Source organism: Streptomyces sp. NPDC001770, assembly GCF_053596135.1.
On sequence record NZ_JBSFFN010000027.1, the window covers coordinates 92,489 to 118,303 of the forward strand.

A 25,815-nucleotide genomic window follows, 5' to 3' on the forward strand; every position below is an offset into this window, starting at 1 on the left:
TTCCATACCGCCCCGATCGTCGTCGATCATCACTCGGCCATCCACAGGGTTGACACCCTACGGTCCGCCGACCGACCATTGAAGTCGATGAACCGAACGATCGGTCGGGACGGAGTGGTCATGGCGACAGTGACCGCAGGTCGGCAGGCACCGGACGGTGCGGACGCCGCGGCAGCGGGGGAGGACGCCCTTGCGGCGGCGTTCGACGCCACCGTGGCGGCGGACGAGCGGATCGAGCCCCGCGACTGGATGCCGGACGCGTACCGCGCCTCACTGGTCCGCCAGATGGCCCAGCACGCGCACTCCGAGATCATCGGAATGCAGCCCGAGGCCAACTGGATCACCCGGGCCCCCTCGCTGCGCCGCAAGGCCATCCTGATGGCCAAGGTGCAGGACGAGGCGGGCCACGGCCTGTACCTCTACAGCGCCGCGGAGACCCTGGGCACCAGCCGGGCGGAGCTGCTCGACAAGCTGCACGCGGGTCGCCAGCGCTATTCGTCGATCTTCAACTACCCGACGCTGACCTGGGCGGACGTGGGCGCGATCGGCTGGCTGGTGGACGGTGCCGCCATCACCAACCAGGTCCCCCTCTGCCGCTGCTCGTACGGCCCGTACGCCCGCGCGATGGTCCGCATCTGCAAGGAGGAGTCCTTCCACCAGCGCCAGGGGTACGAACTCCTGCTGGCGCTGAGCCGGGGCACACCGGCCCAGCACGCGATGGCCCAGGACGCGGTGGACCGCTGGTGGTGGCCGTCACTGATGATGTTCGGTCCGCCGGACGACGCCTCCGCGCACTCCGCGCAGTCGATGGCCTGGAAGATCAAGCGTCACTCGAACGACGAACTCCGCCAGCGGTTCGTGGACATCTGCGTGCCCCAGGCCGAGGCGCTCGGCCTCTCGCTCCCCGATCCCGGCCTCCGGTGGAACGACGCCCGGGGCCGGCACGACTTCGGCGCCATCGACTGGACGGAGTTCCAGGAGGTGCTCAAGGGCAACGGCCCGTGCAACGACCAGCGGCTCGCCCAGCGCCGCGACGCCCACGAGGCCGGCGCCTGGGTCCGCGACGCCGCGGCCGCGTACGCCACCAAGCACGCGCGGTCCGAGCCTCCGCAAACCCCGCCCCCGTCCTCCCCCGGTGCGGGCACCGCGGCGGAAACATCCACCACCCCGGCCCGGAACGCGGAGGCGACGGCATGAGCGACTCGACCGACTGGCCGCTGTGGGAGGTGTTCGTCCGCTCCCGCCGGGGGCTCTCCCACACCCACGCCGGCAGCCTGCACGCCCCCGACGCCACCATGGCGCTGCGCAACGCCCGCGACCTCTACACCCGCCGCGCGGAGGGCGTCTCGATCTGGGTGGTGCCCTCCACCGCGGTCACCGCCTCGTCCCCCGACGAGAAGGACTCCTTCTTCGAACCCGCCGCCGACAAGCCCTACCGCCACCCCACCTTCTACGAGATCCCGGAAGGGGTGAAGCACCTGTGACCGCATCCCCGCACGGCGCGCCGCCCCGCACCGCCGCCTCGTCGCCGCCCGGACTCCTGGCCGGCGCCCTCGCGCTGGGGGACGACGCGCTGGTGCTGTCGCACCGGCTGGGGGAGTGGGCCGGTCACGCCCCGGTGCTGGAGGAGGAGGTCGCCCTCGCCAACATCGCGCTGGACCTCCTCGGCCAGGCCCGCGTCCTCCTCTCCCTGGTGGGCGACGAGGACGAACTCGCCTACCTCCGCGAAGAACGCGCCTTCCGCAACACACAGTTGACCGAGCAGGAGAACGGCGACTTCGCCCGCACGATCGCCCGCCAGCTCTACTTCTCCGTCTACCAGCGCCTCCTGTACGAGCGTCTGGCGGCCGGAACGAGCGCGTTCCAGCCCCTGGCGGCGAAGGCCGTGAAGGAGGTCGCCTACCACCAGGACCACGCCGAGCAGTGGACCCTGCGCCTCGGCGACGGCACCGAGGAGAGCCACCGGAGGATGCGCGAAGGACTGGACGGGCTCTGGAAGTTCACCGGCGAACTCGTCCAGCCCGTCGAGGGCGTCGACATCGACTGGAAGGGCCTGGGCGACGACTGGCTGGCCTCGGTCACGGACGTGGTCGAGCGCGCCACCCTCTCCCTGCCCACCGGCCCGAGGAGCGGCGCCTGGACCGCGGGCGCGGGCCGCCAGGGGCTGCACACCGAGCCCTTCGGGCGGATGATCGCCGAGATGCAGCACCTCCATCGCAGCCACCCGGGGGCGACATGGTGACCACGACCCCGCTGGAGGACGAGCTGCGTGCCGTCGCCGGAGCCGTACCCGACCCGGAGCTTCCGGTGGTGACCCTCGAGGAGCTCGGCGTCCTGCGTGGCGTGCGGGTGGAAGGAACCGACCGCGTCACCGTCACCCTCACCCCCACCTACACCGGCTGCCCCGCCGTGGAGACCATGGCCCACGACATCGAACGCGCCCTCCACGACCGCGGAATGGCCCAGGTCTCGGTGGTCACCGTGCTGACCCCGGCCTGGTCCACGGACGACATCAGCGCGGAGGGCCGCCGCAAGCTCGCCGCCTCCGGGATAGCGCCCCCGCGCCCCGTACACGCTCCCGGCGGAGCGGTGCCGCTCGCCCTCGCCGTGCGCTGCCCGCACTGCGGCTCGACCCGCACCGAACTGCTCAGCAGGTTCTCCTCCACCGCCTGCAAGGCGCTGCGCCGGTGCGCCGACTGCCGCGAACCCTTCGACCACTTCAAGGAGTTGTAGATGTTCCATCCGCTCCGGGTCGGCGCCGTCGAACGCATCACGGACGACGCGGTGGCCGTGACCTTCGAGGTCCCGGACGCCCTGCGGGAGACCTTCCGCCACGTACCGGGCCAGCACCTCAACGTGCGCTACGAAGCGGGCGGCGAGGAGATCCGGCGGTCCTACTCGCTCTGCTCTCCCGCCGCGGCCCCACCGGACCCGCCGGTGCTCCAGGTCGGCATCCGCCTGGTGGACGGCGGCACCTTCTCGACGTACGCGCTCAAGGAACTCGCGGTCGGCGACGAGGTGGAGGCGATGCCACCGAGCGGGCGATTCACGCTGGAGCCCCGGCCGGGTCTCTTCGCGGCGGTGGTCGGCGGCAGCGGCATCACCCCGGTCCTGTCGATCGCCGCGACCCTGCTCGCGCGGGAGCCCCTGGCCCGGTTCTGTCTCGTACGCAGCGACCGGACGGTGGGGTCGACGATGTTCCTCGACGAGGTGGCCGACCTCAAGGACCGTTACCCGGACCGGTTCCACCTCGTCACCGCGCTCTCCCGGGAGGAGCAGGCGGCGGGGCTGCCCACCGGACGGCTCGGCAAGGAACGCCTGACCTCGCTGCTGCCCGCCCTGCTGCCGGTGCCGGAGGTGGCCGCATGGTTCCTCTGCGGACCGCTCGGACTGGTCCGGGAAGCCCAACGGGCCCTGCGCGCGCTGGACGTCGATCGCGGCCGTGTCCACCAGGAGATTTTCCACGTGGCGGACGCCCCTGCCCCGACGACGACCTCTCAGGACGCGGAGGTCGCCAAGGGCGCGGCCCGGGGCACGGCCGGGGTCACCGTCCCCGCGGAGGCCACACTGACGGCGACCCTGCACGGGCGTTCGGGCAGCTGGCCGGTGGAGAACGGCGATTCACTGCTGGAGACGGTGCTCCGCAGGCGGGCCGACGCACCCTACGCCTGCAAGGGCGGGGTCTGCGGCACCTGCCGAGCCTTCCTCGTCCGGGGCGAGGTGCGGATGGACCGGAACTACGCGCTGGAACCGGAGGAGACCGACGCGGGTTTCGTCCTGGCCTGCCAGTCGCACCCGCTCACCCCCGAGGTGGCCATCGACTTCGACCGCTGACCGGCAGCGTCGAGAACCCGGCTGCGGAAACCCGGCTGCGAGTACGGAGGCGGGCGGACCGCGCACCGCCGCCCGCCCTCACCGTCAGCCGTCGGTCTCAGCCGTCAGCCGTCGGTCTCAGCCGTCAGCCGTCGGTCTCATCCGTCAGCCGTCAGTCTCCGCCGTCGGCGGGTGTCAGAGGACGAAGGGCGAGGCGCCGCCGTCCGCGACCATCGGACGGCCGGCCCCGTCCCAGGCGAGCATGCCGCCCTCGATGTTCACCGCGTCGATGCCCTGCTGGACGAGGTACTGGGTGACCTGAGCGGACCGCCCGCCCACGCGGCACATCACGTGCACGCGGCGGCCGTCCTCGGCCGCCTCCGTCAGCTCGCCGAAGCGGCCGACGAAGTCGCTCATCGGGATGTGCAGGGCGCTCTCGACGTGACCGGCCGCCCACTCGTCGTTCTCACGTACGTCCAGCACGAAGCCGTCCGTCGGCACCGCAGCGACGTCCACCGAGGGCAGCGGGGCGAAATTCATGGGTCATGCCTTCTCTCGTACATACGCGCATACGCGACACCGTCGACCGAAACGCTACTGCACCAGCTCCGCGAGCTCCGCTTCCCGCCGGGACACCTCGCCCAGCAACTGGTCGGCGATGTCCACCAGCAGCTGGTCCGGGTCGTCCGGCGCCATCCGCAGCATCGAGCCGATCGCACTCTGCTCCAGCTCCTGCGCCAGCACCGTCAGCAGCTCCTTGCGCCGGCTGAGCCACTCCAGCCGTGCGTAGAGCTCCTCGCTCTCACTCAGCAGCACCGGCGGGCGCACCGGGTCCGCCGCCCACTCGTCGGCGAGCTCCCGCATCAACGGCACGTCGCCCCGGCCGTACGCCGCGTTGACCCGGGCGATGAACTCGTCCCGCCGCTGCCGGTCGGCCTCGTCCCGCGCCAGGTCGGGGTGGGCCTTACGGGCCAGCTCGCGGTAGAGCTTGCGGGCCTCGTCGCTGGGCCGTACCCGCTTCGGCGGCTGAACCGTCTGCTCGGTGAGCATGGCGACGGCCTCGGGGTAGAGCCCGTCCGAATCCATCCAGCCGTGGAACAGCTCGTCCACCCCCGGCATCGGCATGACGGCGGCGCGCTTCTCCCGGGCCTTGCGGGCGTCCTCGGGGTCGCCGGTGCGGGCGGCCGTGGCCTCCGCGATGAGCGCGTCCAGCTCATCGAGGCGGGCGTACATCGGGCCGAGCTTCTGGTGGTGCAGCCGGGAGAAGTTCTCCACCTCGACCCGGAAGGTCTCCACCGCGATCTCGAACTCGATCAGCGCCTGCTCGGCCGCCTGGACGGCCCTGGCGAGCCGCGCCTCCGGTCGTGCGGCGGTCTCCTCCGCACCGGACACCGCCTCCTCCCCGGAAGAAGCCCCGGAAGGAGTTCCGGAAGGAGTTCCGGTGGGAGCCCCGGAGAAGCTTCCGGAGGGAGCCACAGAAGGGTCCCCGGAAGGCTCCGCGCCGGGCGCTTCCCCTTCCGCGGTGGGCTCGCCGCCCGGACTCCCCAGGTCCTGGACGTGGTCGGGGCTCTGCCGGTCATCGTCGTTCCGGGTGGTGTCCACCCCGGCGGCTTCGTCGGTCACCCGTCCAGCGTATGGCCCCGGCGGCCGGGCCGAGGACCCGGCGGGGGCCGCCCCGGCGCTCAGACCCCCAGCTCGGCCGCCACGCGGCCGGACCTGATGGCCTTGAGGAGTTCGGCGTGGTCCGCCTCGGTCCGGTCCGCGTACGTCACGGCGAAGTCCGCCACCGCCTCCTCCAGCTCGTCGTTCTTCCCGCAGTACCCGGCGACGAGGCGCGGATCGGCGCTGTGCGCGTGGGCCCGCGCGAGCAGGGCACCGGTCATCCGCGCGTAGTCGTCCACCTCGTCCGGGGCGAGTGCCGCCGGATCGACGCTGCCCTTGCGGTTCCGGAACTGCCGCACCTGGTAGGGCCGGCCCTCGACCTCGGCCCAGCCGAGCAGATGGTCGCTGACGACCTGCATCCGCTTCTGCCCGAGCACCACCCGGCGCCCCTCGTGCTCCACCACCGGAACCTCGAAACCCGCGGCCGGCAGGTGGGGCGTCAGCGCCGACGGCCGGGCCTCCTTCACCTGGAGCACCAGCGGCTCCCCCCGGTGGTCCAGCAGCAGCACCACGTACGAACGGGTCCCCACGCTGCCCGTCCCGACCACCCGGAACGCCACGTCGTGGATGGCATGGCGGGCGAGCAGCGGCACCCGGTCCTCGGGGAGGGTCTCCAGATAGCCGCCCAGCCCCGCCGCGACCGCCGCCGCCTCCGCGTCCGGGACCCGGCGCAGCACTGGCCGGGCGTCCACGAACCGGCGCCCGCCGTCCTCCGACTCCTCCGTGGACCGGGCGGCGAACCGGGCGCTCGTGTTCTTCCGGGCCTTCGCCGAGACCCGCTCCAGCGTCCCGAGGAGGTCCCGCGCGTCCGCGTGCGAGACGAGCGCCTCGTCCGCGATGGCGTTCCAGGCGTCGAGCGCGGGCAGCCGGGCGAGCAGCCGCATCGTCCGCCGGTACGCGCCCACGGCGTCGTACGCGCCCTTGCGACAGGTGTCCTCGTCGGCGCCGGCCGCCCGACCCGCGAGCACGAAGGAGGCGGCCAGCCGCTTGAGGTCCCATTCCCAGGGACCGAAGACCGTCTCGTCGAAGTCGTTGAGGTCGATGACGAGGTTGCCGCGCGCATCGCCGTACAGACCGAAGTTGGCCGCGTGCGCGTCACCGCAGAGCTGCGCGCCCACCCCGGTGACGGGCGTCCCCGTGAGGTCGTGGGCCATCAGTCCCGCCGCACCGCGCAGGAACGCGAAGGGGGTGGCAGCCATGCGCCCCACCCGTATCGGGGTCAGACCGGCCACCCGGCCCCTGTTCGACTCCTCGACCGCCCGCACCGCGTCGGGCCGCCCCGCCGGAAGCACCAGCGAGCCGTGGGCTCCACGCGGCACCCGCTCCCGCAACGCACGGCCCGCCGCCTTGCGCGACGACTCCTCCGCCCGCCGCGCGAAACCCGGGACCGCCGGAATGCGCGGACCGGGCGCACGACGAACCGGAACCCCCGGGGCGAGTACGGCCGTCTCCAGGCCGCCCGCAGCCGTAGCCTCGGCCGCGCCCACGCCGCCCACACCGCCCACACCGTCCACGCCGTCCGCGCCTCCCACGGACACCGGAGCGCCCGTCAGAGTCACCTCCAACAGGCCCCGGACCTCGGTCCCGGCAACGAATCCAGCATCGGTCCCTCTCATGGAAAACCGCCTCCCCCGCCCACCAGCGGTCCTCGTACGCCCTCAATGGGCCATGACCGTACCGCCGTTCGCCCCGGCCCGCCGGTCCCTGTGGACAACTACCGCTCCAACCTGTGGACAAGTCGCTGAACAGGCCAAAGAGCGAGTAAAGCCGCGAGGTGATGTGCCGTTCGTCGAGGGTCCCGCCCGTCCTGCGGACCAAGGCCGGACGGGCGGGACCTTCGACGAGCGGCCTACACGCCCACGGCTTCCTCCAGCTCCTCCTCCGCCTCCTCGCGTTCCGCCGCCGTCCGCGCGTCCCCGGCGGGGACGCCGTTCCCACCGGCAGCGGCCGAGGGACTCGGGGCCACCGACGCGGGCACGGCCGCGACCGCCCGGCGCCGCCGTGCTTCCGCCGCTCCCGCGATACCCATGACCACAGCTCCGGCCACCAGCCAGAGCGCCAGCACCAGCACGTCGCGGCCGAGGCCGTGGCCCCCGAAGTAGACGTGGCCGCGCACCCCTTCGACGAAGCCCGCACCGTTCCAGAAGGAGTGCAGCGCGCCGAAGAAGCCGGGCTGGAGTTCGGGCCGGAAGATGCCGCCCGAACTGGTGAAGTTGAGCATCACGAAGAGGACCATCACCCCGAGCGTCGTCCACCGCTTGAGGAAGGTGTGCAGCCCGACGCCGATCAGCAGGATGCCCGCCGAGTACAGCCACGCCATCGCCCAGAGCCCGCCGAAACCGTGGTCCACCAGCCCGAACACCGGTCCGGCGAAGGCCACTCCGATCAGACTCACCAGCAGCGACATTCCGGCCACCAGCGCGGCCCGCAGCCGCAGCGGCAGCACCCCGCCGACGCCGCCCACGACCGCCACGGAAGCGTACGAACCGATGCTGACGGCGACGAGCAGGAAGAAGATGCCCTGCCCGGTCGGGTCACCGGCCGCCGTGGGAGCGACGTCCGTGACCTTCAACGGCGCACCCTGGTCGGCCGCCACCTCGGTGAAGACCTTCTGGACCACCGTGGCGGTGGTGTCCGAGGAGGCCGAAGCCACCATGAGTTCGGGGCGGGCTCCCGGCAGGAAGGCACCGTAGCTGTCCTGGGTCCGCAGGTGCTCCGCCGCTGCGGCCCGGTCCGGCACCGTACGCACGTCGAGCGCGCCGTCCCCCTTGTCCTGAAGGGTCTGCGCCAGCACTTGGGCGCTCGCGCCCGAGCCCACGACGTCGACGCGGAGGTCGTGCGGCTCCGGCGCGTGGAAGGCCCCCAGATAGGCGAGCCCCATACCGATGCACATCAGCAGAGGCGTGACCAGGTGGGTCAGTACATGCCGCAGCGCGGCGGCGTTGGCGCCGGCGGAGGGACCTCCGGCGGCAGTCGGTCCTGTGGACATCAGCACGATCTCTCATGGTTGCGTTTTACAACTTCTACTTAAGTTGTATCCTACAACTTGTTTCGGGTGCTGGAGCGAGTACGACGACAGCGCGACAGAAACACGTGGCGATACACACAGAGAGGCGGACCTCGTGACGGACGACACCGTGGCGCAGGGCACCGGCGGGCGCGCGGAATCCTTCGACATCATCCAGCGCGAGCTGACCGCTTTCTCGCGCCGGGCCAGGGCCACCGCCGCCCGGCTCCATCCGGAACTGCCCCTGGTCTCCCAGTCCCTGCTCTCGTACATCCACGAACAGCAGGGCTGCCGGGCCACCGACCTCGCCGCCCACTACATGCTGGACAAGTCGACGGTCAGCCGTCAGGTCACCTCCCTGGAGAAACTCGGACTGATCGAACGCCACCCGGACCCCGAAGACCAGCGGATCCACGTCCTGCGTCCCACACCGGCCGGGCTCAGAGCGCTGGTCTCGACCCAGGCCAGTCGCCGAGCGGCGTACCAGGAACGCCTCGCCGAGTGGACCACCGAGGACCTCGCCGCCTTCGCCCGGTACTTGCTGCGCTACAACGTCGCGAGCAACTCCACGGACGAGTAACCCGGCACTGTCCGGCCGGTCCGCGAACTCCGCCGCGCAGGCGAACGGGCTCTGTTTCACGTGAAACAGAGCACAGCCATCACATGCGTCCCAAGGGACCGGCCGCCGCCGAACCCGGCCATGAACCCGGCCATGAACACGAGCCGGGACGCGGGCACAACGAAGAACCCCCGCACCGGATCTCTCCGGTGCGGGGGTTCTGTCGAACCAACCCAGCAGCTGTTTCCAGCTACTCGTTGTGCGCGAGGGGGGATTTGAACCCCCACGTCCCTAAGGACACTGGCACCTGAAGCCAGCGCGTCTGCCGTTCCGCCACTCGCGCAAGAGTGGTGTTTCCAGTTCGTCCCGCCGTTTCGGCGCTTCTCCCTGGCGACAACCGAAGATTAGCACGCTGATCGGGGAGGATTCACATCCGTTGTTTCGGTGACCCCCGAGCGGGAAGCGGGAACGCGGAACCCTCTCCCCAGTCCTGCCGAGAGCACCCCGTGTGCGGGACACTGTGATGTGGCCACCTCTACGATCCGTGTGAGGGGGGACACTCGTCCACCGGCCGGACAAGGGGAACCAGCCGTTTTCCCCGGGCGTGGATACGATCAGTAAGCAGTACAGGGACGATGACACCGGAGGAGGTGCCCCCATGGGAGTCATGAAGCGTTTCGAGCAGCGTCTCGAAGGTCTGGTCAACGGCACCTTCGCCAAGGTCTTCAAGTCCGAGGTCCAGCCGGTCGAGATCGCGGGTGCGCTCCAGCGCGAGTGCGACAACAACGCGACGATCTGGAACCGCGAGCGGACCGTCGTCCCCAACGACTTCATCGTCGAGCTGAGCGCTCCCGACTACGAGCGGCTCAGCCCGTACTCCGGACAGCTCGGCGACGAGTTGTCCGGACTCGTACGGGACTACGCGAAGCAGCAGCGCTACACCTTCATGGGACCGATCAAGGTCCACCTGGAGAAGGCCGAGGACCTGGACACGGGCCTCTACCGCGTACGCAGCCGCACCCTCGCGTCGAGCACGTCGCAGCAGGAACCCGCCGATCCCCAGGGCAGGCCCGACCAGCCCCGCGGCGGACGCCCCGACCCCTACGGCGCCCAGCGCCAGGCACCGGGCAGGCCCGCGGCCCCGCAGGGGCAGCAGCCCCCCGGCGGCTACGGCTACCCGCCCCCCGCAGCCCCGCCGATGCCCGCGGCCCCGCCGCCGGGCGGACGCGGAGCGGGCCCCGCGAGCGACCGGCGCCGACCGCCCGTGCCCTCCGGCCCCCTGCCGGAGACACAGGTCAGGCGCTGGATCGAAATCAACGGCACCCGCCATCAGATCTCCCGCCCGACGCTGGTGCTGGGACGCAGCACCGAAGCCGACGTGCGGATCGACGACCCCGGCGTATCCCGCCGGCACTGTGAGATCCGGACCGGAACGCCCTCGACGATCCAGGATCTCGGGTCCACCAACGGCATCGTGGTGGACGGGCAGCACACCACCCGCGCTACGCTCCGCGACGGCTCGCGGATCGTCGTGGGCAGTACCACCATCGTTTACCGGCAAGCCGAAGGGTGAAGCGGGGGCAATGTCAGAGCTGACCCTGACGGTCATGCGGCTAGGTTTCCTAGCCGTTCTGTGGCTGTTCGTGATCGTGGCCGTACAGGTCATCCGCAGCGATCTGTTCGGAACGCGCGTGACCCAGCGCGGCTCACGCCGCACGGGCACCGAAACGCGTCCGCAGCAGGCTCGCCAACAGGCGGCAGCACCACCGCAGCAGCGCCAGCAGCCGGCGCGTCAGCGCCGCGGCGCACCCACCAAGCTGGTCGTCTCCGAAGGCTCCCTCACGGGCACCACGGTCGCGCTCCAGGGCCAGACCATCACGCTGGGCCGGGCCCACGATTCAACGATCGTGCTGGACGACGACTACGCGTCCAGCCGGCATGCCAGGATCTACCCCGACCGGGACGGCCAGTGGATCGTCGAGGATCTCGGGTCCACCAACGGCACGTATCTCGACCGGACCCGTCTCACCACCCCGACGCCTGTTCCGCTGGGTGCGCCGATCCGTATCGGCAAGACCGTCATCGAGCTGCGGAAGTAGTACGACAATGAGCGAGCGGAGCGAGCGAGCCGCGGCGGTCCTGACGAAGGACGCGGCCCGGTTCCCGACCGGAGGGTGGGCAGTGTGGCTCGACAGGACCGGCTGTACCCCGAACCGACGGGCGAGGTGCGCATGAGTCTGTCCCTGCGTTTCGCCGCCGGATCGCACAAGGGCATGATCCGGGAGGGCAACGAGGACTCCGGCTATGCCGGTCCCCGCCTCCTCGCGATCGCCGACGGCATGGGCGGCCAGGCCGCCGGTGAGGTCGCCAGCTCCGAGGTGATCTCCACGCTCGTCCAGCTCGACGACGACGTCCCCGGTTCGGACATCCTCACGTCGCTCGGCACCGCCGTGCAGCGTGCCAACGACCAGCTCCGCGTCATGGTCGAGGAGGACCCCCAGCTGGAGGGCATGGGCACCACGCTCACCGCCCTGCTCTGGACGGGCCAGCGCCTCGGCCTGGTGCACGTCGGCGACTCCCGCGCGTACCTGCTGCGCGACGGACTCCTGACCCAGATCACCCAGGACCACACCTGGGTGCAGCGGCTGGTGGACGAGGGCCGGATCACCGAGGAGGAGGCCACCACCCACCCGCAGCGCTCCCTGCTGATGCGGGCCCTGGGCAGTGGCGACCACGTCGAACCCGACCTATCCATCCGCGAGGTCCGGGCCGGCGACCGCTACCTCATCTGCTCCGACGGCCTCTCCGGCGTCGTCTCGCACCAGACGATGGAAGAGACGCTCGCCAGCTACCAGGGCCCCCAGGAGACCATCCAGGAGCTCATCCAGCTCGCCCTGCGCGGCGGTGGACCGGACAACATCACCTGCATCGTCGCCGACGTCCTGGACGTCGACAGCAACGACACCCTGGCCGGCCACCTCAACGACACCCCGGTGATCGTCGGCGCGGTCGCGGAGAACCAGGCGCAGCTCAGCGACGGCGGGGCCATGCAGACCCCGGCCGGACGCGCGGCCGGCCTCGGCCGCTCCGTGCCGCCGCCGGCCGGCGGTTTCGGCCCGCCCGGCAGCGGCGGCGACTCCGGTTACGGCGACGGCCCGCACGGCTCCTTCGACTCGTACACCGAGGACGACTTCGTCAAGCCCGGCGGGCGCAGGTGGCTCAAGCGGTCGCTGTACTGCGTGCTCGCCCTGGCGATCGTCGGCGGCGGCCTGTACGGCGGCTACCGCTGGACGCAGACGCAGTTCTACGTGGGTGCCCAGAACGAGAACGTCGCCCTGTTCCGCGGCATCAGCCAGGACCTCGGCTGGGTCTCGCTCTCGAAGGTCGAGAAGGACCACCCGGAGATCGAACTCAAGTACCTGCCGCCGTACCAGCGCAAGCAGGTCGAGGAGACGATCGCCGAGGGCAACCTCAGCGACGCCCGCAAGAAGGTCGACCAGCTGTCGACCCTGGCCAGCGCCTGCAAGAAGGACGCTCAGCGCCGAGCGGCCGAGAAGCAGGCCGCGGAGAGCAACGCCGCTTCCGCCGACAAGACCTCCGAAGCGGGCTCCGACAAGGAGACCGCCAAGGAGACGAAGCCGACCGCAGCGACCCCCACTCCCGGCCCCAGCCTCTCGGAGGAAGAGCAGAAGCTGGTCCCGCAGTGCGGTAAGCAGTAAGGCCGTAGGGGGCCCACAGCACCATGAGCGTTGTCACCAACACGACCACCATCGGCGCGATCGACGCACCGAGCCGCCGCAACACCGAGCTGATGATGATGGTGTTCGCCATCGCCATCTCGGTTTTCGCGTACGCCAACGTCGGTCTCGCCATCGACGGCAAACTGCCGTCCGGAATGCTCGGCTACGGCGCCGGGCTCGTCCTGCTCGGCGGCGTCGCCCACCTCGTGGTGCGCAAATTCGCGCCGTACGCCGACCCGCTGCTGCTGCCGCTGGCCACCCTGCTCAACGGCCTTGGCCTGGTGCTGATCTGGCGCCTCGACCAGTCGCAACGACTGATCCAGAACGCGGAGCAGCGATGGGGGTCGTACAGCCCGGACGCGCCCAAGCAGCTGCTGTACTCGGCGATCGGCGTCGCCTTCTTCGTCGCCGTGCTGATGGTCCTCAAGGACCACCGGGTCCTCCAGCGCTACACGTACATCTCCATGGTCGTGGCCCTGGTCCTGCTGATCACGCCGATCTTCTTCCCCGCCGTCAACGGCGCGAAGATCTGGATCAGCCTTGGTCCCTTCTCCATCCAGCCAGGGGAGTTCGCGAAGATCTTCATCGCGATCTTCTTCTCCGGCTATCTCATGGTGAAGCGGGACGCGCTGGCCCTGGCGAGCCGCCGGTTCATGGGGATGTACCTGCCCCGCGGCCGTGACCTCGGCCCGATCCTGACGATCTGGGCTCTGTCGATCCTGATCCTGGTCTTCGAGACCGACCTCGGCACCTCGCTGCTCTTCTTCGGCCTCTTCATCGTCATGCTCTACGTGGCGACCGAGCGGACCAGCTGGATCGTCTTCGGTCTGCTGATGTCCTCGGCCGGCGCGGTCGGTGTCGCCACCTTCGAGCCGCACGTCCAGCAGCGCGTGGACGCCTGGATGGACCCGTTCAAGGGCTTCGGCCAGGGCGGGAGCGGCGCGAGCGAGCAGATCGCCCAGTCCCTGATGTCGTTCGGTTCCGGCGGCACCCTCGGCTCCGGCCTCGGCCAGGGCCACTCGGACCTGATCATGTTCGCCGCCAACGCCGACTTCATCCTCTCCACCGTCGGCGAGGAGCTCGGTCTGGCCGGAATGATGGCGGTCCTGCTGGTCTACGGCCTGATCGTCGAGCGTGGTATCCGTACGGCGCTCGCCGCCCGTGACCCGTTCGGCAAGCTCCTCGCGGTCGGCCTCTCCGGTGCCTTCGCCATCCAGGTCTTCGTCGTCGCCGGCGGTGTGATGGGCCTCATCCCGCTCAGCGGTATGACGATGCCGTTCCTGGCGTACGGCGGTTCGTCCGTGCTCGCCAACTGGGCGCTGATCGCCGTACTCATCCGGATCAGCGACACCGCGCGCCGCCCGGCGCCCGCCCCCGCCCCTTCGCCCGACGCCGAGATGACTCAGGTGGTCCGTCCGTGAACAAGCCCCTGCGCCGGATCGCGATCTTCTGCGGGGTCCTCATCCTGGCCCTGCTGGTCCGTACGAACTACCTCCAGTACGTCCGCGCCGACGAGCTGAACTCGCGCGACGAGAACCGCCGCGTCCGGATCGAGCGGTACGCCCACGAGCGCGGCGACATCATCGTCGACGGCAAGGCCGTCACCGGCTCCGTCGAGACGGACGGCAGCGACTTCAAGTACAAGCGGGTCTGGAAGGACGGGCCCATGTGGGCCCCCGTCACCGGGTACTCCTCTCAGGCCTTCGACTCCACGCAGCTGGAGAACATCGAGGACGGCATCCTCACGGGCAACGACGACCAGCTCTTCTTCAACCGCACCCTGTCGATGTTCACCGGGGACCAGAAGAAGGGCGGCAACGTCGTCACCACGCTCAACGGCGCCGCCCAGAGGGCCGCCTTCAAGGGGCTCGGCAACCAGAAGGGTGCGGCCGTCGCGCTCGACCCGCAGACCGGCGCCATCCTGGCCCTGGCCAGCACGCCGTCCTACGACCCCTCGGTCTTCGCCGGCAACTCCAACAAGGACTCCGAAGCCCGCGCGAAACTCCTCGCGGACAAGGACAAGCCCATGCTCAACCGGGCGCTGCGCGAGACCTACCCGCCGGGTTCGACGTTCAAGGTCGTCACCGCCGCAGCCGCCCTGGAGAACGGTCTCTACGACAACATCGACGACCCGACCAAGTCCCCGCTCCCCTGGGAACTCCCCGGAACCACGCTCCCGCTCAAGAACGAGGGCAACATCCCCTGCGAGAACGCCTCGCTCCGTGAGGCGTTGCGCTGGTCCTGCAACAGCGTCTTCGGCAAGGTGAGCGCCGACCTCGGCAACAAGAAGATGATCGAGGAGGCCGACAAGTTCGGCTTCAACCAGGAGATCTTCACCCCGGTCCGTGCCGACAAGAGCGTCTTCCCCGAGGACATCCCGTCGCAGAGCGCCATGGCGGGCATCGGCCAGGCGTCCAACCGCGCCACCCCGCTCCAGATGGCCATGGTGGCTTCGGCCGTCGCCAACGACGGCAAGCTCATGCAGCCGTACATGGTCGCCTCGCGTCAGGCGCCGAACACGGACACCATCTACACGGCCGAGCCGAAGGAGATGAGCCAGCCTCTCTCGGCCGAGAACGCGCAGAAGATCCAGCAGATGATGGAGACCGTCGTCGAGAAGGGCACGGGAACCATGGCCAAGATCGACGGCGTCACCGTCGGCGGCAAGACGGGTACCGCGCAGCACGGTCTGAACAACAGCGAGAAGCCGTACGCCTGGTTCATCTCCTACGCGAAGACCGACAAGGGCTCGCCCGTCGCCGTCGCGGTCGTGGTCGAGGACGGCAAGGCCAACCGGGACGACATCTCCGGTGGCGGTCTGGCCGCCCCGATCGCGAAGGCCGTCATGAAGGCGGTCATCGACAGCAAGTAGGGGCGGGACGGCCCCGGACAAGGCCCGAGGCCCGACCGTCATACCGGACATCGGGATACCGGTCGGATATCGGCTGACGGGTGCGGGCCGAACGCGTCGCGCGTGCCCGGTAGCGTATGCGCGAACAGCGCACCGCCGGACCACACACGGGTGCGGTCGGGACTGACGGAGAGGGCTGGAACAGTGATGGAAGAGCCGCGTCGCCTCGGCGGCCGGTACGAGCTGGGCTCGGTGCTCGGCCGTGGTGGCATGGCCGAGGTCTACCTCGCGCACGACACCCGGCTCGGCCGCACCGTAGCCGTGAAGACGCTCCGGGCCGATCTGGCCCGCGATCCGTCCTTCCAGGCCCGGTTCCGCCGAGAGGCCCAGTCTGCGGCCTCGCTCAACCACCCCGCGATCGTCGCCGTCTACGACACCGGCGAGGACTACGTGGACGGGGTCTCGATCCCGTACATCGTGATGGAGTACGTGGACGGCTCCACGCTCCGGGAACTCCTGCACTCCGGCCGCAGACTGCTGCCCGAGCGCACCCTGGAGATGACGGTCGGCATCCTCCAGGCGCTGGAGTACTCGCACCGCGCCCAGATCGTGCACCGCGACATCAAGCCGGCCAACGTCATGCTGACGCGCACCGGCCAGGTCAAGGTCATGGACTTCGGCATCGCCCGTGCGATGGGTGACTCCGGCATGACGATGACGCAGACCGCCGCGGTCATCGGCACCGCCCAGTACCTCTCCCCGGAGCAGGCCAAGGGCGAGCAGGTCGACGCGCGCTCCGACCTCTACTCCACCGGCTGCCTGCTGTACGAACTGCTCGCGGTGCGGCCGCCCTTCATCGGGGACTCGCCCGTCGCGGTGGCCTACCAGCATGTCCGCGAGGAGCCGCAGCCGCCGAGCAACTTCGACCCCGAGATCACGCCCGAGATGGACGCGATCGTGCTGAAGGCGCTCACCAAGGACCCCGACTACCGCTACCAGTCCGCCGACGAGATGCGTGCCGACATCGAGGCCTGCCTCGACGGCCGCCCGGTCGCCGCGGCCGCCGCCATGGGCGCGGCGGGGTACGGGGGCTACGGCGGGTACGACGGCGGCTACGGAGGCGACCAGCCCACCACCGCCCTGCGCGCCGCGGACAACCCCGGCGGCCCGCAGACGTCGATGATGCCGCCGCTCAACCCCGACGACGGCGGCTACGGCTACGACGACCGCCCCGGACGGCGGCGCCAGAACCAGAAGAAGAGCAACACCTCGACGATCCTCCTCGTCCTGGGCGGCGTCCTCGTACTGATCGGCGCCATCCTGATCGGCCGCACCGTCTTCACCGACAACAAGGACTCCGGCACGGTCCCGGTGCCGAACATGGTCGGATCGACGGTCGCGGAGGCCCAACGGCTCGCGGACAACTCCGACCTCGTCCTCAAGGTCGGCGACGAGAAGCCGTGCGAGGACCAGGAGAAGGGCAAGATCTGCGATCAGGACCCCTCCAGCGGTGAGCTGCAGAAGAACGACACCGTCACGGTCCACGTCTCCTCCGGCGCGCCGAAGGTCGAGGTCCCGGACGTCACCGAGAAGTCCAAGGACAACGCCCGCGCGCAGCTGGAGGAGAAGGGCTTCACCGTGAAGGTGGAGAGCGAGGAGTCGGACGCGACCCCGGGCACGGTCACCAAGCAGAGCCCCGAGGGCGGCGCCCAGGCGGAGAAGGATTCCGAGGTGACGATCACCGTCGCCACGGAGAAGCTCATCTCCATGCCGGACGTCTCGACGTCGGGCCGTACGTTCGAGCAGGCCCAGAGCCAGCTGAACGGTCTCGGGTTCACCAACGTCTCGCAGGCGGAGACCGACTCGACGGCCCCCGCGGGCACCGTGGTCGAGCAGACCCCGGCGCCCGGCACCGAGCAGGCCAAGGACGTCCAGATCGTGCTGAAGGTCTCCAAGGGACCGCCGCAGCCCGAGAAGGTGGCCGTCCCCGAGATCAGGAACCAGACACTGGCGGCGGCCAAGGCCCTGCTCGCCCAGAACGGACTGGTGCTCGGCAGCGTCGACGGCTCCTCCGACGACAACGCCATGGTCTTCATCGTCAATCCGGACGTCGGGCAGCAGGTCGACAAGGGCAGCGCGGTCAACGTGAAGACGATGGGCGGCAACGGCGGCGGAGGCGGCGGCAACGTCGCGGCCGGCCTCTTCGGCTGATCCCACCCGGCGCACCTCCCGCGCGCAGCACGACGAAGGGGCCCGGACCACCTCACGGTGGTCCGGGCCCCTTCATATGTTCTACGGGTGATACGCCGGACCGGCGGTTACCCCGCCTGCGGCCGGCCGCGGCCCGCCGCGGTCAGCGCAGCTCGGCCGGGGGCGTACGGTCGCTGTCGACCTTCTCCGTGCGCTGCAGCTCGCCCCAGACGATGTAGCGGTACTTCGAGGTGTAGACCGGGGTGCAGGTCGTCAGGGTGATGTAGCGGCCGGGCTTGGTCACGCCGGCCTCCTTCGGCACCTGCTGGAGCACGTCCACGTTGTACTTCGAGGTCTCCGGGAGCGTCTTGAACACCTTGTAGACGTACCAGGTGTCCTGCGTCTCGAAGACGATCGCGTCACCGGTGTGCACCTTGTCGATGTTGTGGAACTTCGCGCCGTGGCCGTCTCGGTGCGCGGCGAGCGTGAAGTTCCCCCGGGCGGCGGACGGCAGCGCGGCCGGGATCGGGTCGGTGTAGTAGCCGGCGACGCCGTCGTTGAGGACGGAGGTGTCGGTGCCCTTCCTGACCAGCACCTCACCGTTCTTCATGGCCGGTACGTGCAGGAAGCCGATGCCGCCCTCTATGTCCAGCGCGCCCGGTCCGGTGGCCGCCTTCCAGCCGTCGCGGACGGCGTGGCTCTGCTTGTCGGCCTCGTGGTCGGCGACCACGTTGGTCCACCACAGGGAGTACACGACGAAGAGACCGAGCACCAGCCCCGCGGTGATGAGGAGTTCACCGAGGACGCTGACGGCCGCCGCGACCACATGGCGCCGGACCGGCTCCGCCGCGAGGGGCGGAGCGGGTTCGCCGGCCGGCGCCTCGTGCTCGGTCCTCGTTACCACCGCAACCGTCCCTTGTCGTGGGGTTGTCCGCCGCCGGGAGGGGTCCGCCCGCGAGCGCGCTGTCGTCAGTCCAGGAGAGCGTCGGGCTTGCCCTTGCTCCGCGGCCGCTCGTCGACCATCTTGCCCCACACGATCAGGCGGTAGGTACTGGTGAATTCCGGCGTACAGGTCGTCAGAGTGATGTAGCGGCCGGGCGCGGTGAATCCGGACCCGGCCGGCACCGGACTGATCACCGACACGTTGGACGGCGAGGTCTGCGCGAGCGTCTTCGTCATCTCGTACGTGTAGTACGCGTCCTGGGTCTCGACCACGACCTTGTCGCCCGGACTCAGCCTGTTGATGTAACGGAACGGCTCACCATGGGTGTTGCGGTGCCCGGCCAACGCGAAGTTGCCCTGGGCGGCCGAGGGCATCGCGGTCTTCAGCGCGCCCTCGCCGTAGTGGCCGACCATGCCCCGGTCGAGCACCTTCTCCTTGCTGGTGCCCTCGGCGATGGGCGCGACGATGTCGAGTTTCGGGATGTGGATGATCGCGAAGCCCTGACCCGGCTCGAAGACCCCGGGGTCCCGGTCGCCGGCCGCCCACTGGTCCTGGATCTTGTGGGTCTCCTGGCCCGCGATCCGGTCGGCCCGGACGTTGGTCCACCAGAGCTGGTAAGCGACGAACAGCAGCATCAGCACGCCGAGCGATATGAAGAGTTCACCGACGACCCGGCTGGCCACGACCGCCGGGCTGTCCTTGGCCGCGCGGGCCGCCCGGCGCGCCTCCACCCGCGACATCGGACGGGCGGGCCCCGCGCCCTCCGGTCCGTCCCCGGGGCCGCTCCCCACGGGCGCCGGCGGCGGGGGCGGACGGCGGCGACCGCCCGCCTTGGCCGCCCGGCGCCGCTCCGCCCGTCCGCCCGGAGCCGGCCCGTCCTCGGGGGCCCCGGTGGTCTCGGTGGTTCCAGGCCGGTCCGGGGCTGCGGGGCGCACCGTCCGCAGGGCGACGGTCTCGTCGTGCGTCGGGAGTTGACCGTGGTGGCCGGGCGTGTCCAGGGGAGGGAGGACGGTGGTCGCCGCCTCATCCGCGGACCCGCCGGGGAACGCCTGGGCGCCGCCACCCGGCCCGGTCCCGTCACCGGGGGGCGTACCGAAGCCGGAGACGGTGGCCCCTGCCGGTCCGGCGGGCCCGGTCCGGGCGGTCGGCCCGGTGGCCCCGGCCGGCCCGGGTGCGGGCGTCTGCCGGTCCTGTCCGCCGTACCAGTCGCGGCGGTAGCCCTCGGGGTCGTACCACTCACTGGGCCCACCGGGCTGCCGGAGGCCCTCCTGCGGCCCGTACGGGGGCTGTTGGGGGTTCTGGTACTCCTGGGACCCCACCGGCCGCCGTGGTGGCCGTGGCCGCCCCGTACGGGCTCTTAGGGAGCTCTCCACGACCACGCCCTCCACGACGCGTCCGCCCGCGGGCGGACGTTCGGCGGGCGGGCTGCCCGGCGCGCTCTCCACCGGGCCGTCCCCGGCATGGCGCGCCGGGGGCGGGGCGTAGCCCCCCGGAAGCGGGTCGTTCAGCGGATCCGCCAGCCGGCCCACCGCGTCCTCGAACGAACCGCCCGTCCCGCGCCTCGGCGGGTACTCCTCACCGGCGTCGTGCCCGGGACGGAGTGCGGTCACGCGACGGCCTTGCCCACCACCGGCGTGAGCCCCGCCGATCTGTCGACCGCGCCCGCGTCCCCGCACCGGACGAGCCAGTTGGCCAGCATCAGGTGGCCGTGCTCGGTGAGCACCGACTCGGGGTGGAACTGCACGCCCTCGACCGGCAGATCGCGGTGGCGCAGCCCCATGACGATGCCGTCGGCGGTCCGCGCGGTGACCTCCAGCTCGGCCGGGAGCGCGGAGGGTTCGGCGGCCAGCGAGTGGTACCGGGTGGCCGTGAAGGGGGACGGCAGTCCGGCGAAGACGCCCTGCCCGTCGTGGCTCACCGGCGACGTCTTGCCGTGCAGCAGCTCGGGGGCCCGGTCCACCACCCCGCCGTACGCCACGGCCATCGCCTGCATGCCGAGGCAGACGCCGAAGACCGGCACGCCCGTGGCCGCGCAGTGGCGCACCATGTCGATGCAGACGCCCGCCTGTTCGGGGGCGCCGGGACCGGGCGAGAGCAGGACCCCGTCGAACCCGTCCTGGGCGTGGGCGGTGGTGACCTCGTCGTTGCGGAGCACCTCGCACTCCGCACCCAGCTGGTAGAGGTACTGCACGAGGTTGAAAACGAAGCTGTCGTAGTTGTCCACGACCAGAATGCGTGCGCTCACTGCCCTGTCTCCGCTCCGGCGCTCTGGCCGTCCACCGTCACGTCACCGAACGGGAGCAGCGGCTCCGCCCAGGGGAAGACGTACTGGAACAGTGCGTAGACGACCGCCAGGACGAGCACGAGCGAGATGATTCCCCGCACCCACGCGTTGCCCGGCAGATGCCGCCAGATCCAGCCGTACATGCTGCCCCTCCATTCGGTTCGGGACCAGACTAAAGGTCGGTGGCCCGGGCGTGGGGCAGCTGTGGAAAGCCACGGCGGGCGGGAGGAAGCGCGCCGTCCGGTACGGCTCCCGCCGCCGCTACCCGACGGGCTGCGCGTAGTGGAGGTCGATCGTGCCGGCGTACGCGGGCAGGGTCGTCCTGTCGTCCTCGTCGAGCTTCCAGCCGAGGCCGTAGGCCTTCACGTACAGCTGGTAGTTCTGCAGGGCGGTGGAGGCGTCCAGCGCCTTGCGGAGCTCGCCGGGGTCGCCCACGGCGGTGACCTTGTACGGCGGCGAGTAGACCCGGCCCTGGAGGATCAGGGTGTTGCCCACGCAGCGGACGGCGCTGGTGGAGATGAGCCGCTGGTCCATGACCCGGATGCCCTGGGCGCCGCCGTCCCACAGCGCGTTGACGACGGCCTGCAGGTCCTGCTGGTGGATCACCAGGTCGTTGGGCTGCGGCTCCGGGTATCCGGGGTTCGCGGTGGCGTCCGGCGGGGCGTCGTCGAGCGTCACACTGACGGACTTCCCGGTGATCGCGGTGGTCCCGGCCGACTTCTCCAGCGCCTTGCGCCGGGCGTCCTCCGCCTCGGTGCTGCCGTCGTCGCGCTGGACGAGCGCGTCGATCTGCGCGCGCACGGCCGCGTTCGAGTCGGTCAGCAACCGGTTCTTGTCGCTCCGCTCACCGATGAGGTCGGAGAGCTTCAGCAGGGAGGAGTCGCTGCGGATGTTGGTGCCCTTGGCCGTGTTGGCACTGGTCACGAAGATCAGACCGGCGAGCGCGAAGACGGCAGCGGTGAGCACCCGGACCGGCCGCTTCGAGGTGCGCCGGGCCGCCTCTTCGGAGGAGTCCGCGAGATTGCTCAACGTACCCTTATCTCATCAGGCGCCATGGAAGCACTACGCTAACGGACGCCCGGGGGAGGCAGCTTCCCCCCAGCGCCCTCGGGCGCCAGCCAAAGATCACTGCGCGGTCACGCAGCGCATCGACAGGAGCGTTCCTCGTGCCGAAGTCACGTATCCGCAAGAAGGCCGGTTTCACGCCCCTCGCGGCGAACCAGGCGACCACCATCAAGCTGGGGAACCGCGGCTGGATCGCTCCGGTGATGCTGGGGCTCTTCCTCATCGGTCTGGCCTGGATCGTCCTGTTCTACGTGACCGACGGCTCGCTCCCCATCGAGGCGCTCCACAACTGGAACATCGTGGTCGGCTTCGGGCTCATCGGCGGCGGCTTCGCCGTCTCCACGCAGTGGAAGTAGCCCGCTGACCCCGCTGTCCCTCCGCTCCTGCCGCCTCTTCTCCGCGGCATGCGCGACAACTGCCTGACCTCCGCAGGACCGCTTCACCCGAGATACCGGCGGAACCCGTGCGCGCACGGAGTCCGACCGGCCTTCCGGCTGTCCGCTCCCGCCCGGACCACGGGTTCGGGCCGGGTGCGGGGCCGTCCGCAAGGCTGATCGCGGGACCTTTCCAAGCCCTGCCCTGAAGTTACCCACAGAGTTATCCACAGGCGGGGGAAAAGGTCAGACGATCTGTGGATAACTTACGTCGAAGTTGACGCCGGTGTGACTACAGCCTCCCTCATGCGGGGCGGCTGTAGCGACCACTCGCGCCAAGAAAACCCTGTTCAGCGACAAGGCGAACACGCGTACTCAACTCTCCGTCGCCCTGTGATGTCATTCTGTGGATAACTCTGCTCCAGGAGTGGACAGAATCCGTCAGGTAAGCGCGGCGGTACGAGCAAAAACGATCACAACGGTCACCAGGAGCACCAGCGCACAGGCTCCGAACTGCACCGCGTTCCGCCGTGCGCGCGGCGCGTGCACCAGGGCGACGGCGATGAGCGTGCCGGCGACCAGACCGCCGAGGTGGGCCTGCCACGCGATGCCCGACCGCAGGCTGAAGAGCACGTTCAGCGCCAGGATGACGAGGACCGGCCGCAGGTCGTAGTTCATCCGCCGCATGAGCACGACGGTGGCGCCCAGCAGACCGAAGACGGCCCCGGAGGCCCCCAGGGAGCCCTGGTTCTGCGCGCTGATCCAGTAGGTGAGCGCACTGCCCGCCAGCCCCGACAGCAGATACAGCGCGAGAAAGCGGACCCGGCCCAGCGCGGCCTCCAGCGGCCCGCCCAGCCACCACAGCCCCAGCATGTTGAAGGCGATGTGCAGCAGTTCCTCGTGGAGGAACATCGAGGTGAGCAGCCGGTACCACTGCCCCTCGGCGACCCCCGTCCAGCCACCGGGGAACGGCTGGGGATCCCAGGCACGGCCGACCAGCATCAGGTCCTCGACCAGCCATGACCGGCCGGTGAGCCACACGGCCGCGAAGACCGCGACATTGATCGCGAGCAGGATCTTCGTGACCAGCCGGGGGTCGGCCGCCACCGCGCCGCCGGTGAGCGTACGAGGCCGCGAGGCCGCCGGGTGGTGCCCCGTACCCCCACCGTCCCGTACGCACTCCGGGCAGTGGAAGCCCACGGAGGCGCTGATCATGCACTCGCTGCAGATCGGCCGGTCGCAGCGGGTGCAGCTGATGCCCGTTCCGCGGTCCGGATGGCGGTAGCAGAACCGCGCGGCCCCGCCCTCTCCGGACGGGTCGCGGTCTGCCGGCGGCTGCTGCTGGTCCATCGTCCCGACCTCTCGGTCCTGTCGCTGCCAGTCCTGCCACTGCCAGGCCTGGTCCGTTATGTAACCGTACGGACCGTCGGTCCGAATGGTTCCCGCGTCCCCCGTCTTCCCCGAGCCGGAACATCACGCACGGACGGCAGCACGGCAGCGGCGGATCGGCAGGACCGCGAAAAGGACTTGGCCGGCGGGTCAGCGGTGCTCGACCAGGACGGACTCCAGTACGACGTCCTGGTACGGGCGGTTCGTCCGCGGGTTCGCCGGGAGCGACGCGATCGTGTCCACGACCTTGCGGCCGGCCACACCGGGAACCTCGCCGAAAATCGTGTGCTTGCCCGTCAGCCAGGCAGTCGGTGAAACGGTCACGAAGAACTGCGACCCGTTCGTCCCCGGCCCGGCATTCGCCATGGCCAGCAGATACGGCCGGGTGAACGCGAGATCGGGGTGGAACTCGTCCGCGAACTCGTACCCCGGGCCTCCTGTCCCGTTCCCCAGCGGATCGCCGCCCTGGATCATGAAGTTCTCCAGGACCCGGTGAAAGACGGTGCCGTCGTAGAGCCGGCCTGCGGAGCGGGTGCCCGTCGCCGGGTGGGTCCACTCACGGGCGCCGGTGGCGAGGTCGACGAAGTTCCGGACGGTCCTGGGGGCGTGGTTCGGCAGAAGCCGGATCTCGATGTCGCCCTGGCTGGTCCTCAGGGTGGCGTACAGCTGCTCGGCCACGGTCTGCCTTCCATCAATCCTCGGTCTGCGCGGAAAAGCTCTCCGATCCTCGCACGACGGGCTCTGTGCGCGCGGCGGCTGCGGAGGCGCTTCCCCCCGTGCCCCGTCCGGGCGGCTTCACCAGGACACACCCGGCCGGGCAGCTGCCCGTACGGCGCGCCTCCACTCGAACCGTGGCATCGTCGTCCACGCACTCCACGATTCGGATTGACCGCATATGTCCCATGACCCGGATGCCCGCCCCGCATGCCCCGCAGAAGCCCCGCAGGCATGATTTCGGCATGGGCGGACAGGCGGAGTACCTACCCGCCACCAAGGAGGAGGATCCCGTGACCCGCATCGACAGCGTGCGCGCCGCAACCGACTCGGCGAAGGAAAGCGCGCAGCACGCCGCGGAAGTGGTGGCGCCTTACGCCGACACAGCCAAGATCCAGGCCGCGCACTACGCCAATGAGGCCCGGGTGCGCCTCGCACCCAAGGTGTCGGCGGCAGCACAGCAGGCCCGTGTGCAGTACGTCGCGCGCGTGGCACCCCGTCTCGACCAGGCCCTCGCCCACGTACCCCCGAAGGTCGACGACGCCGCCCGGGTCGCCGCCGTACACACCCGCAAGGCGGCCAAGAGCGCGGCCGGCTACACCGTGCCCCGCTTCGAGTACGCGGTGGCCGCCGCCGCTCCGGTCGCCGGGGAGGCCCAGGTACGCAGCGCGGCGGCCCTCGCCGCCCTGCGCGGTCAGGTCACCGCCCAGGACATCAACCGGCTCGCCAGGAAGAACGTGCGCCGGGCGAAGACCGGCAGGTTCGTCAAGGGGTTCCTCATCTTCTCGCTGGTCGCCGGCGGCGCGTGTGCCGCCTGGCGTTGGTGGGACCGGCAGGCCAACCCGGACTGGCTGGTGGAGCCGTCCGAGCCCACGGCGGTCGGCTCCCCCGGGGCGCCGCTGACCTCGGTCGACGGCACCGACCTGGACCCCGAGGTCAGGGCCAAGCAGACGGACGCCGAGGCCGGTGACCCGAACGGGAATCGCGACGACCGTCCCTGAGGGCCGCCCCGGCCGTCCCTGTTTCACGTGAAACAGGGTGTCCGGCCGGGCGGCGTTTCACGTGAAACGCCGCCCGGCCGGACACCGCGCACCCGGCTTCCACCGCGTCCCCACCACCGAGGGGCGTCGGACGACCGCATCGTAGAACGAACTCGGTGGGGATCCCGCGGTACTGGCGATTCTCAGCGTGCCCGCCGAGCGGACGTCCGCGGGCAGCAGGGTC

25 protein-coding genes and 1 tRNA gene are annotated in these 25,815 nt (G+C 70.5%); 14 read left to right on the top strand and 12 right to left on the bottom strand.

Features of this window, described 5'->3' with window-relative positions:
• Positions 1–120 precede the first annotated feature (120 nt).
• The 5 genes from paaA to ACWCSV_RS23250 are packed head-to-tail and all read left to right on the top strand — an operon-like array spanning position 121 to position 3,834.
• Entirely contained in the window at positions 121–1,197 is a 1,077-nt protein-coding gene (gene paaA, locus ACWCSV_RS23230; RefSeq protein WP_451145134.1) for a 1,2-phenylacetyl-CoA epoxidase subunit PaaA, read from the top strand.
• A complete protein-coding gene (gene paaB / locus ACWCSV_RS23235; protein WP_390959109.1) occupies positions 1,194–1,484 on the top strand; it encodes a 1,2-phenylacetyl-CoA epoxidase subunit PaaB in 291 nt (96 codons plus the stop codon). Before paaA ends, paaB begins: the two co-directional genes overlap by 4 nt.
• Before the next feature lie 56 nt (positions 1,485–1,540).
• Entirely contained in the window at positions 1,541–2,242 is a 702-nt protein-coding gene (gene paaC, locus ACWCSV_RS23240) for a 1,2-phenylacetyl-CoA epoxidase subunit PaaC (RefSeq protein WP_451145182.1), read from the top strand.
• A complete protein-coding gene (gene paaD / locus ACWCSV_RS23245; protein ID WP_451145136.1) occupies positions 2,236–2,733 on the top strand; it encodes a 1,2-phenylacetyl-CoA epoxidase subunit PaaD in 498 nt (165 codons plus the stop codon). Before paaC ends, paaD begins: the two co-directional genes overlap by 7 nt.
• Positions 2,734–3,834 (top strand): 2Fe-2S iron-sulfur cluster-binding protein, encoded by a 1,101-nt coding sequence (locus tag ACWCSV_RS23250; protein ID WP_451145138.1) that lies wholly within the window; start codon positions 2,734–2,736, stop codon positions 3,832–3,834.
• 174 nt (positions 3,835–4,008) lie between these two features.
• On the opposite strand, the gene ACWCSV_RS23255 is transcribed toward ACWCSV_RS23250, so the two are convergent.
• The 4 genes from ACWCSV_RS23255 to ACWCSV_RS23270 all read right to left on the bottom strand — a co-directional run bounded on the left by ACWCSV_RS23255 (position 4,009) and on the right by ACWCSV_RS23270 (position 8,464).
• The gene (locus ACWCSV_RS23255) at positions 4,009–4,353 is read right to left on the bottom strand and encodes a rhodanese-like domain-containing protein (RefSeq protein ID WP_451145140.1); all 345 of its coding nucleotides are present in this window, start codon (positions 4,351–4,353) and stop codon (positions 4,009–4,011) included.
• 54 nt (positions 4,354–4,407) lie between these two features.
• Complete coding sequence (locus ACWCSV_RS23260) at positions 4,408–5,436, bottom strand: hypothetical protein (protein ID WP_451145142.1); 1,029 nt, start codon at positions 5,434–5,436, stop codon at positions 4,408–4,410.
• Positions 5,437–5,495: 59 nt separating this feature from the next.
• A complete protein-coding gene (locus tag ACWCSV_RS23265) occupies positions 5,496–7,091 on the bottom strand; it encodes a DUF2252 domain-containing protein (protein WP_451145144.1) in 1,596 nt (531 codons plus the stop codon).
• A 233-nt stretch (positions 7,092–7,324) separates the two neighbouring features.
• Positions 7,325–8,464 (bottom strand): hypothetical protein, encoded by a 1,140-nt coding sequence (locus ACWCSV_RS23270; protein ID WP_451145146.1) that lies wholly within the window; start codon positions 8,462–8,464, stop codon positions 7,325–7,327.
• A gap of 133 nt (positions 8,465–8,597) precedes the next feature.
• Between ACWCSV_RS23270 and ACWCSV_RS23275 the strand changes: the two genes are divergently transcribed.
• A complete protein-coding gene (locus tag ACWCSV_RS23275) occupies positions 8,598–9,062 on the top strand; it encodes a MarR family winged helix-turn-helix transcriptional regulator (RefSeq protein ID WP_451145148.1) in 465 nt (154 codons plus the stop codon).
• A 239-nt stretch (positions 9,063–9,301) separates the two neighbouring features.
• On the opposite strand, the gene ACWCSV_RS23280 is transcribed toward ACWCSV_RS23275, so the two are convergent.
• Positions 9,302–9,384, bottom strand: a tRNA-Leu gene (locus ACWCSV_RS23280).
• 315 nt (positions 9,385–9,699) lie between these two features.
• Here ACWCSV_RS23280 and ACWCSV_RS23285 point away from each other — a divergent pair.
• From ACWCSV_RS23285 to pknB, 6 genes are all read left to right on the top strand, one after another.
• The gene (locus ACWCSV_RS23285) at positions 9,700–10,614 is read left to right on the top strand and encodes an FhaA domain-containing protein (protein WP_451145150.1); all 915 of its coding nucleotides are present in this window, start codon (positions 9,700–9,702) and stop codon (positions 10,612–10,614) included.
• Positions 10,615–10,624: 10 nt separating this feature from the next.
• Positions 10,625–11,140 carry an FHA domain-containing protein FhaB/FipA gene (locus tag ACWCSV_RS23290; protein ID WP_266706652.1) on the top strand — a complete coding sequence of 172 codons (516 nt, stop codon included), beginning with the start codon at positions 10,625–10,627 and terminating at the stop codon, positions 11,138–11,140.
• A 132-nt stretch (positions 11,141–11,272) separates the two neighbouring features.
• Positions 11,273–12,760, top strand: a complete 1,488-nt coding sequence (locus ACWCSV_RS23295; RefSeq protein ID WP_451145152.1) for a Stp1/IreP family PP2C-type Ser/Thr phosphatase — start codon at positions 11,273–11,275, stop codon at positions 12,758–12,760.
• Positions 12,761–12,783: 23 nt separating this feature from the next.
• On the top strand, positions 12,784–14,202 hold the full coding sequence (locus ACWCSV_RS23300) for an FtsW/RodA/SpoVE family cell cycle protein (RefSeq protein ID WP_451145154.1): 1,419 nt from the start codon (positions 12,784–12,786) through the stop codon (positions 14,200–14,202).
• Positions 14,199–15,653, top strand: a complete 1,455-nt coding sequence (locus tag ACWCSV_RS23305; protein ID WP_451145156.1) for a peptidoglycan D,D-transpeptidase FtsI family protein — start codon at positions 14,199–14,201, stop codon at positions 15,651–15,653. The genes ACWCSV_RS23300 and ACWCSV_RS23305 overlap by 4 nt, the downstream gene beginning before the upstream one ends.
• Positions 15,654–15,839: 186 nt before the next feature.
• Positions 15,840–17,843, top strand: coding sequence for a Stk1 family PASTA domain-containing Ser/Thr kinase (pknB, locus tag ACWCSV_RS23310; protein WP_451145158.1), 2,004 nt, complete (start codon positions 15,840–15,842; stop codon positions 17,841–17,843).
• A 142-nt stretch (positions 17,844–17,985) separates the two neighbouring features.
• On the opposite strand, the gene ACWCSV_RS23315 is transcribed toward pknB, so the two are convergent.
• The 5 genes from ACWCSV_RS23315 to ACWCSV_RS23335 all read right to left on the bottom strand — a co-directional run bounded on the left by ACWCSV_RS23315 (position 17,986) and on the right by ACWCSV_RS23335 (position 22,078).
• Positions 17,986–18,726: a class E sortase gene (locus ACWCSV_RS23315; RefSeq protein ID WP_451145160.1), complete on the bottom strand. Its 741-nt coding sequence runs from the start codon at positions 18,724–18,726 to the stop codon at positions 17,986–17,988.
• Between the two features lie 65 nt (positions 18,727–18,791).
• Complete coding sequence (locus tag ACWCSV_RS23320) at positions 18,792–20,144, bottom strand: class E sortase (RefSeq protein WP_451145184.1); 1,353 nt, start codon at positions 20,142–20,144, stop codon at positions 18,792–18,794.
• Between the two features lie 227 nt (positions 20,145–20,371).
• Positions 20,372–21,010 carry an aminodeoxychorismate/anthranilate synthase component II gene (locus ACWCSV_RS23325; RefSeq protein ID WP_451145162.1) on the bottom strand — a complete coding sequence of 213 codons (639 nt, stop codon included), beginning with the start codon at positions 21,008–21,010 and terminating at the stop codon, positions 20,372–20,374.
• A complete protein-coding gene (locus ACWCSV_RS23330) occupies positions 21,007–21,192 on the bottom strand; it encodes a hypothetical protein (RefSeq protein WP_451145164.1) in 186 nt (61 codons plus the stop codon). The genes ACWCSV_RS23325 and ACWCSV_RS23330 overlap by 4 nt, the downstream gene beginning before the upstream one ends.
• Before the next feature lie 118 nt (positions 21,193–21,310).
• Positions 21,311–22,078, bottom strand: a complete 768-nt coding sequence (locus ACWCSV_RS23335; RefSeq protein ID WP_451145166.1) for a DUF881 domain-containing protein — start codon at positions 22,076–22,078, stop codon at positions 21,311–21,313.
• A gap of 137 nt (positions 22,079–22,215) precedes the next feature.
• On the opposite strand from ACWCSV_RS23335, the gene crgA reads away from it, so the two are divergent.
• Positions 22,216–22,470, top strand: a complete 255-nt coding sequence (crgA, locus tag ACWCSV_RS23340) for a cell division protein CrgA (RefSeq protein ID WP_327176833.1) — start codon at positions 22,216–22,218, stop codon at positions 22,468–22,470.
• A gap of 459 nt (positions 22,471–22,929) precedes the next feature.
• Here the strand turns inward: crgA and ACWCSV_RS23345 are convergent, their stop codons facing one another.
• Complete coding sequence (locus ACWCSV_RS23345; RefSeq protein ID WP_451145168.1) at positions 22,930–23,838, bottom strand: rhomboid family intramembrane serine protease; 909 nt, start codon at positions 23,836–23,838, stop codon at positions 22,930–22,932.
• 189 nt (positions 23,839–24,027) lie between these two features.
• Positions 24,028–24,555, bottom strand: coding sequence for a peptidylprolyl isomerase (locus ACWCSV_RS23350; RefSeq protein WP_451145170.1), 528 nt, complete (start codon positions 24,553–24,555; stop codon positions 24,028–24,030).
• A gap of 329 nt (positions 24,556–24,884) precedes the next feature.
• On the opposite strand from ACWCSV_RS23350, the gene ACWCSV_RS23355 reads away from it, so the two are divergent.
• Entirely contained in the window at positions 24,885–25,592 is a 708-nt protein-coding gene (locus ACWCSV_RS23355) for a DUF5324 family protein (RefSeq protein WP_451145186.1), read from the top strand.
• Positions 25,593–25,815 lie beyond the last annotated feature (223 nt).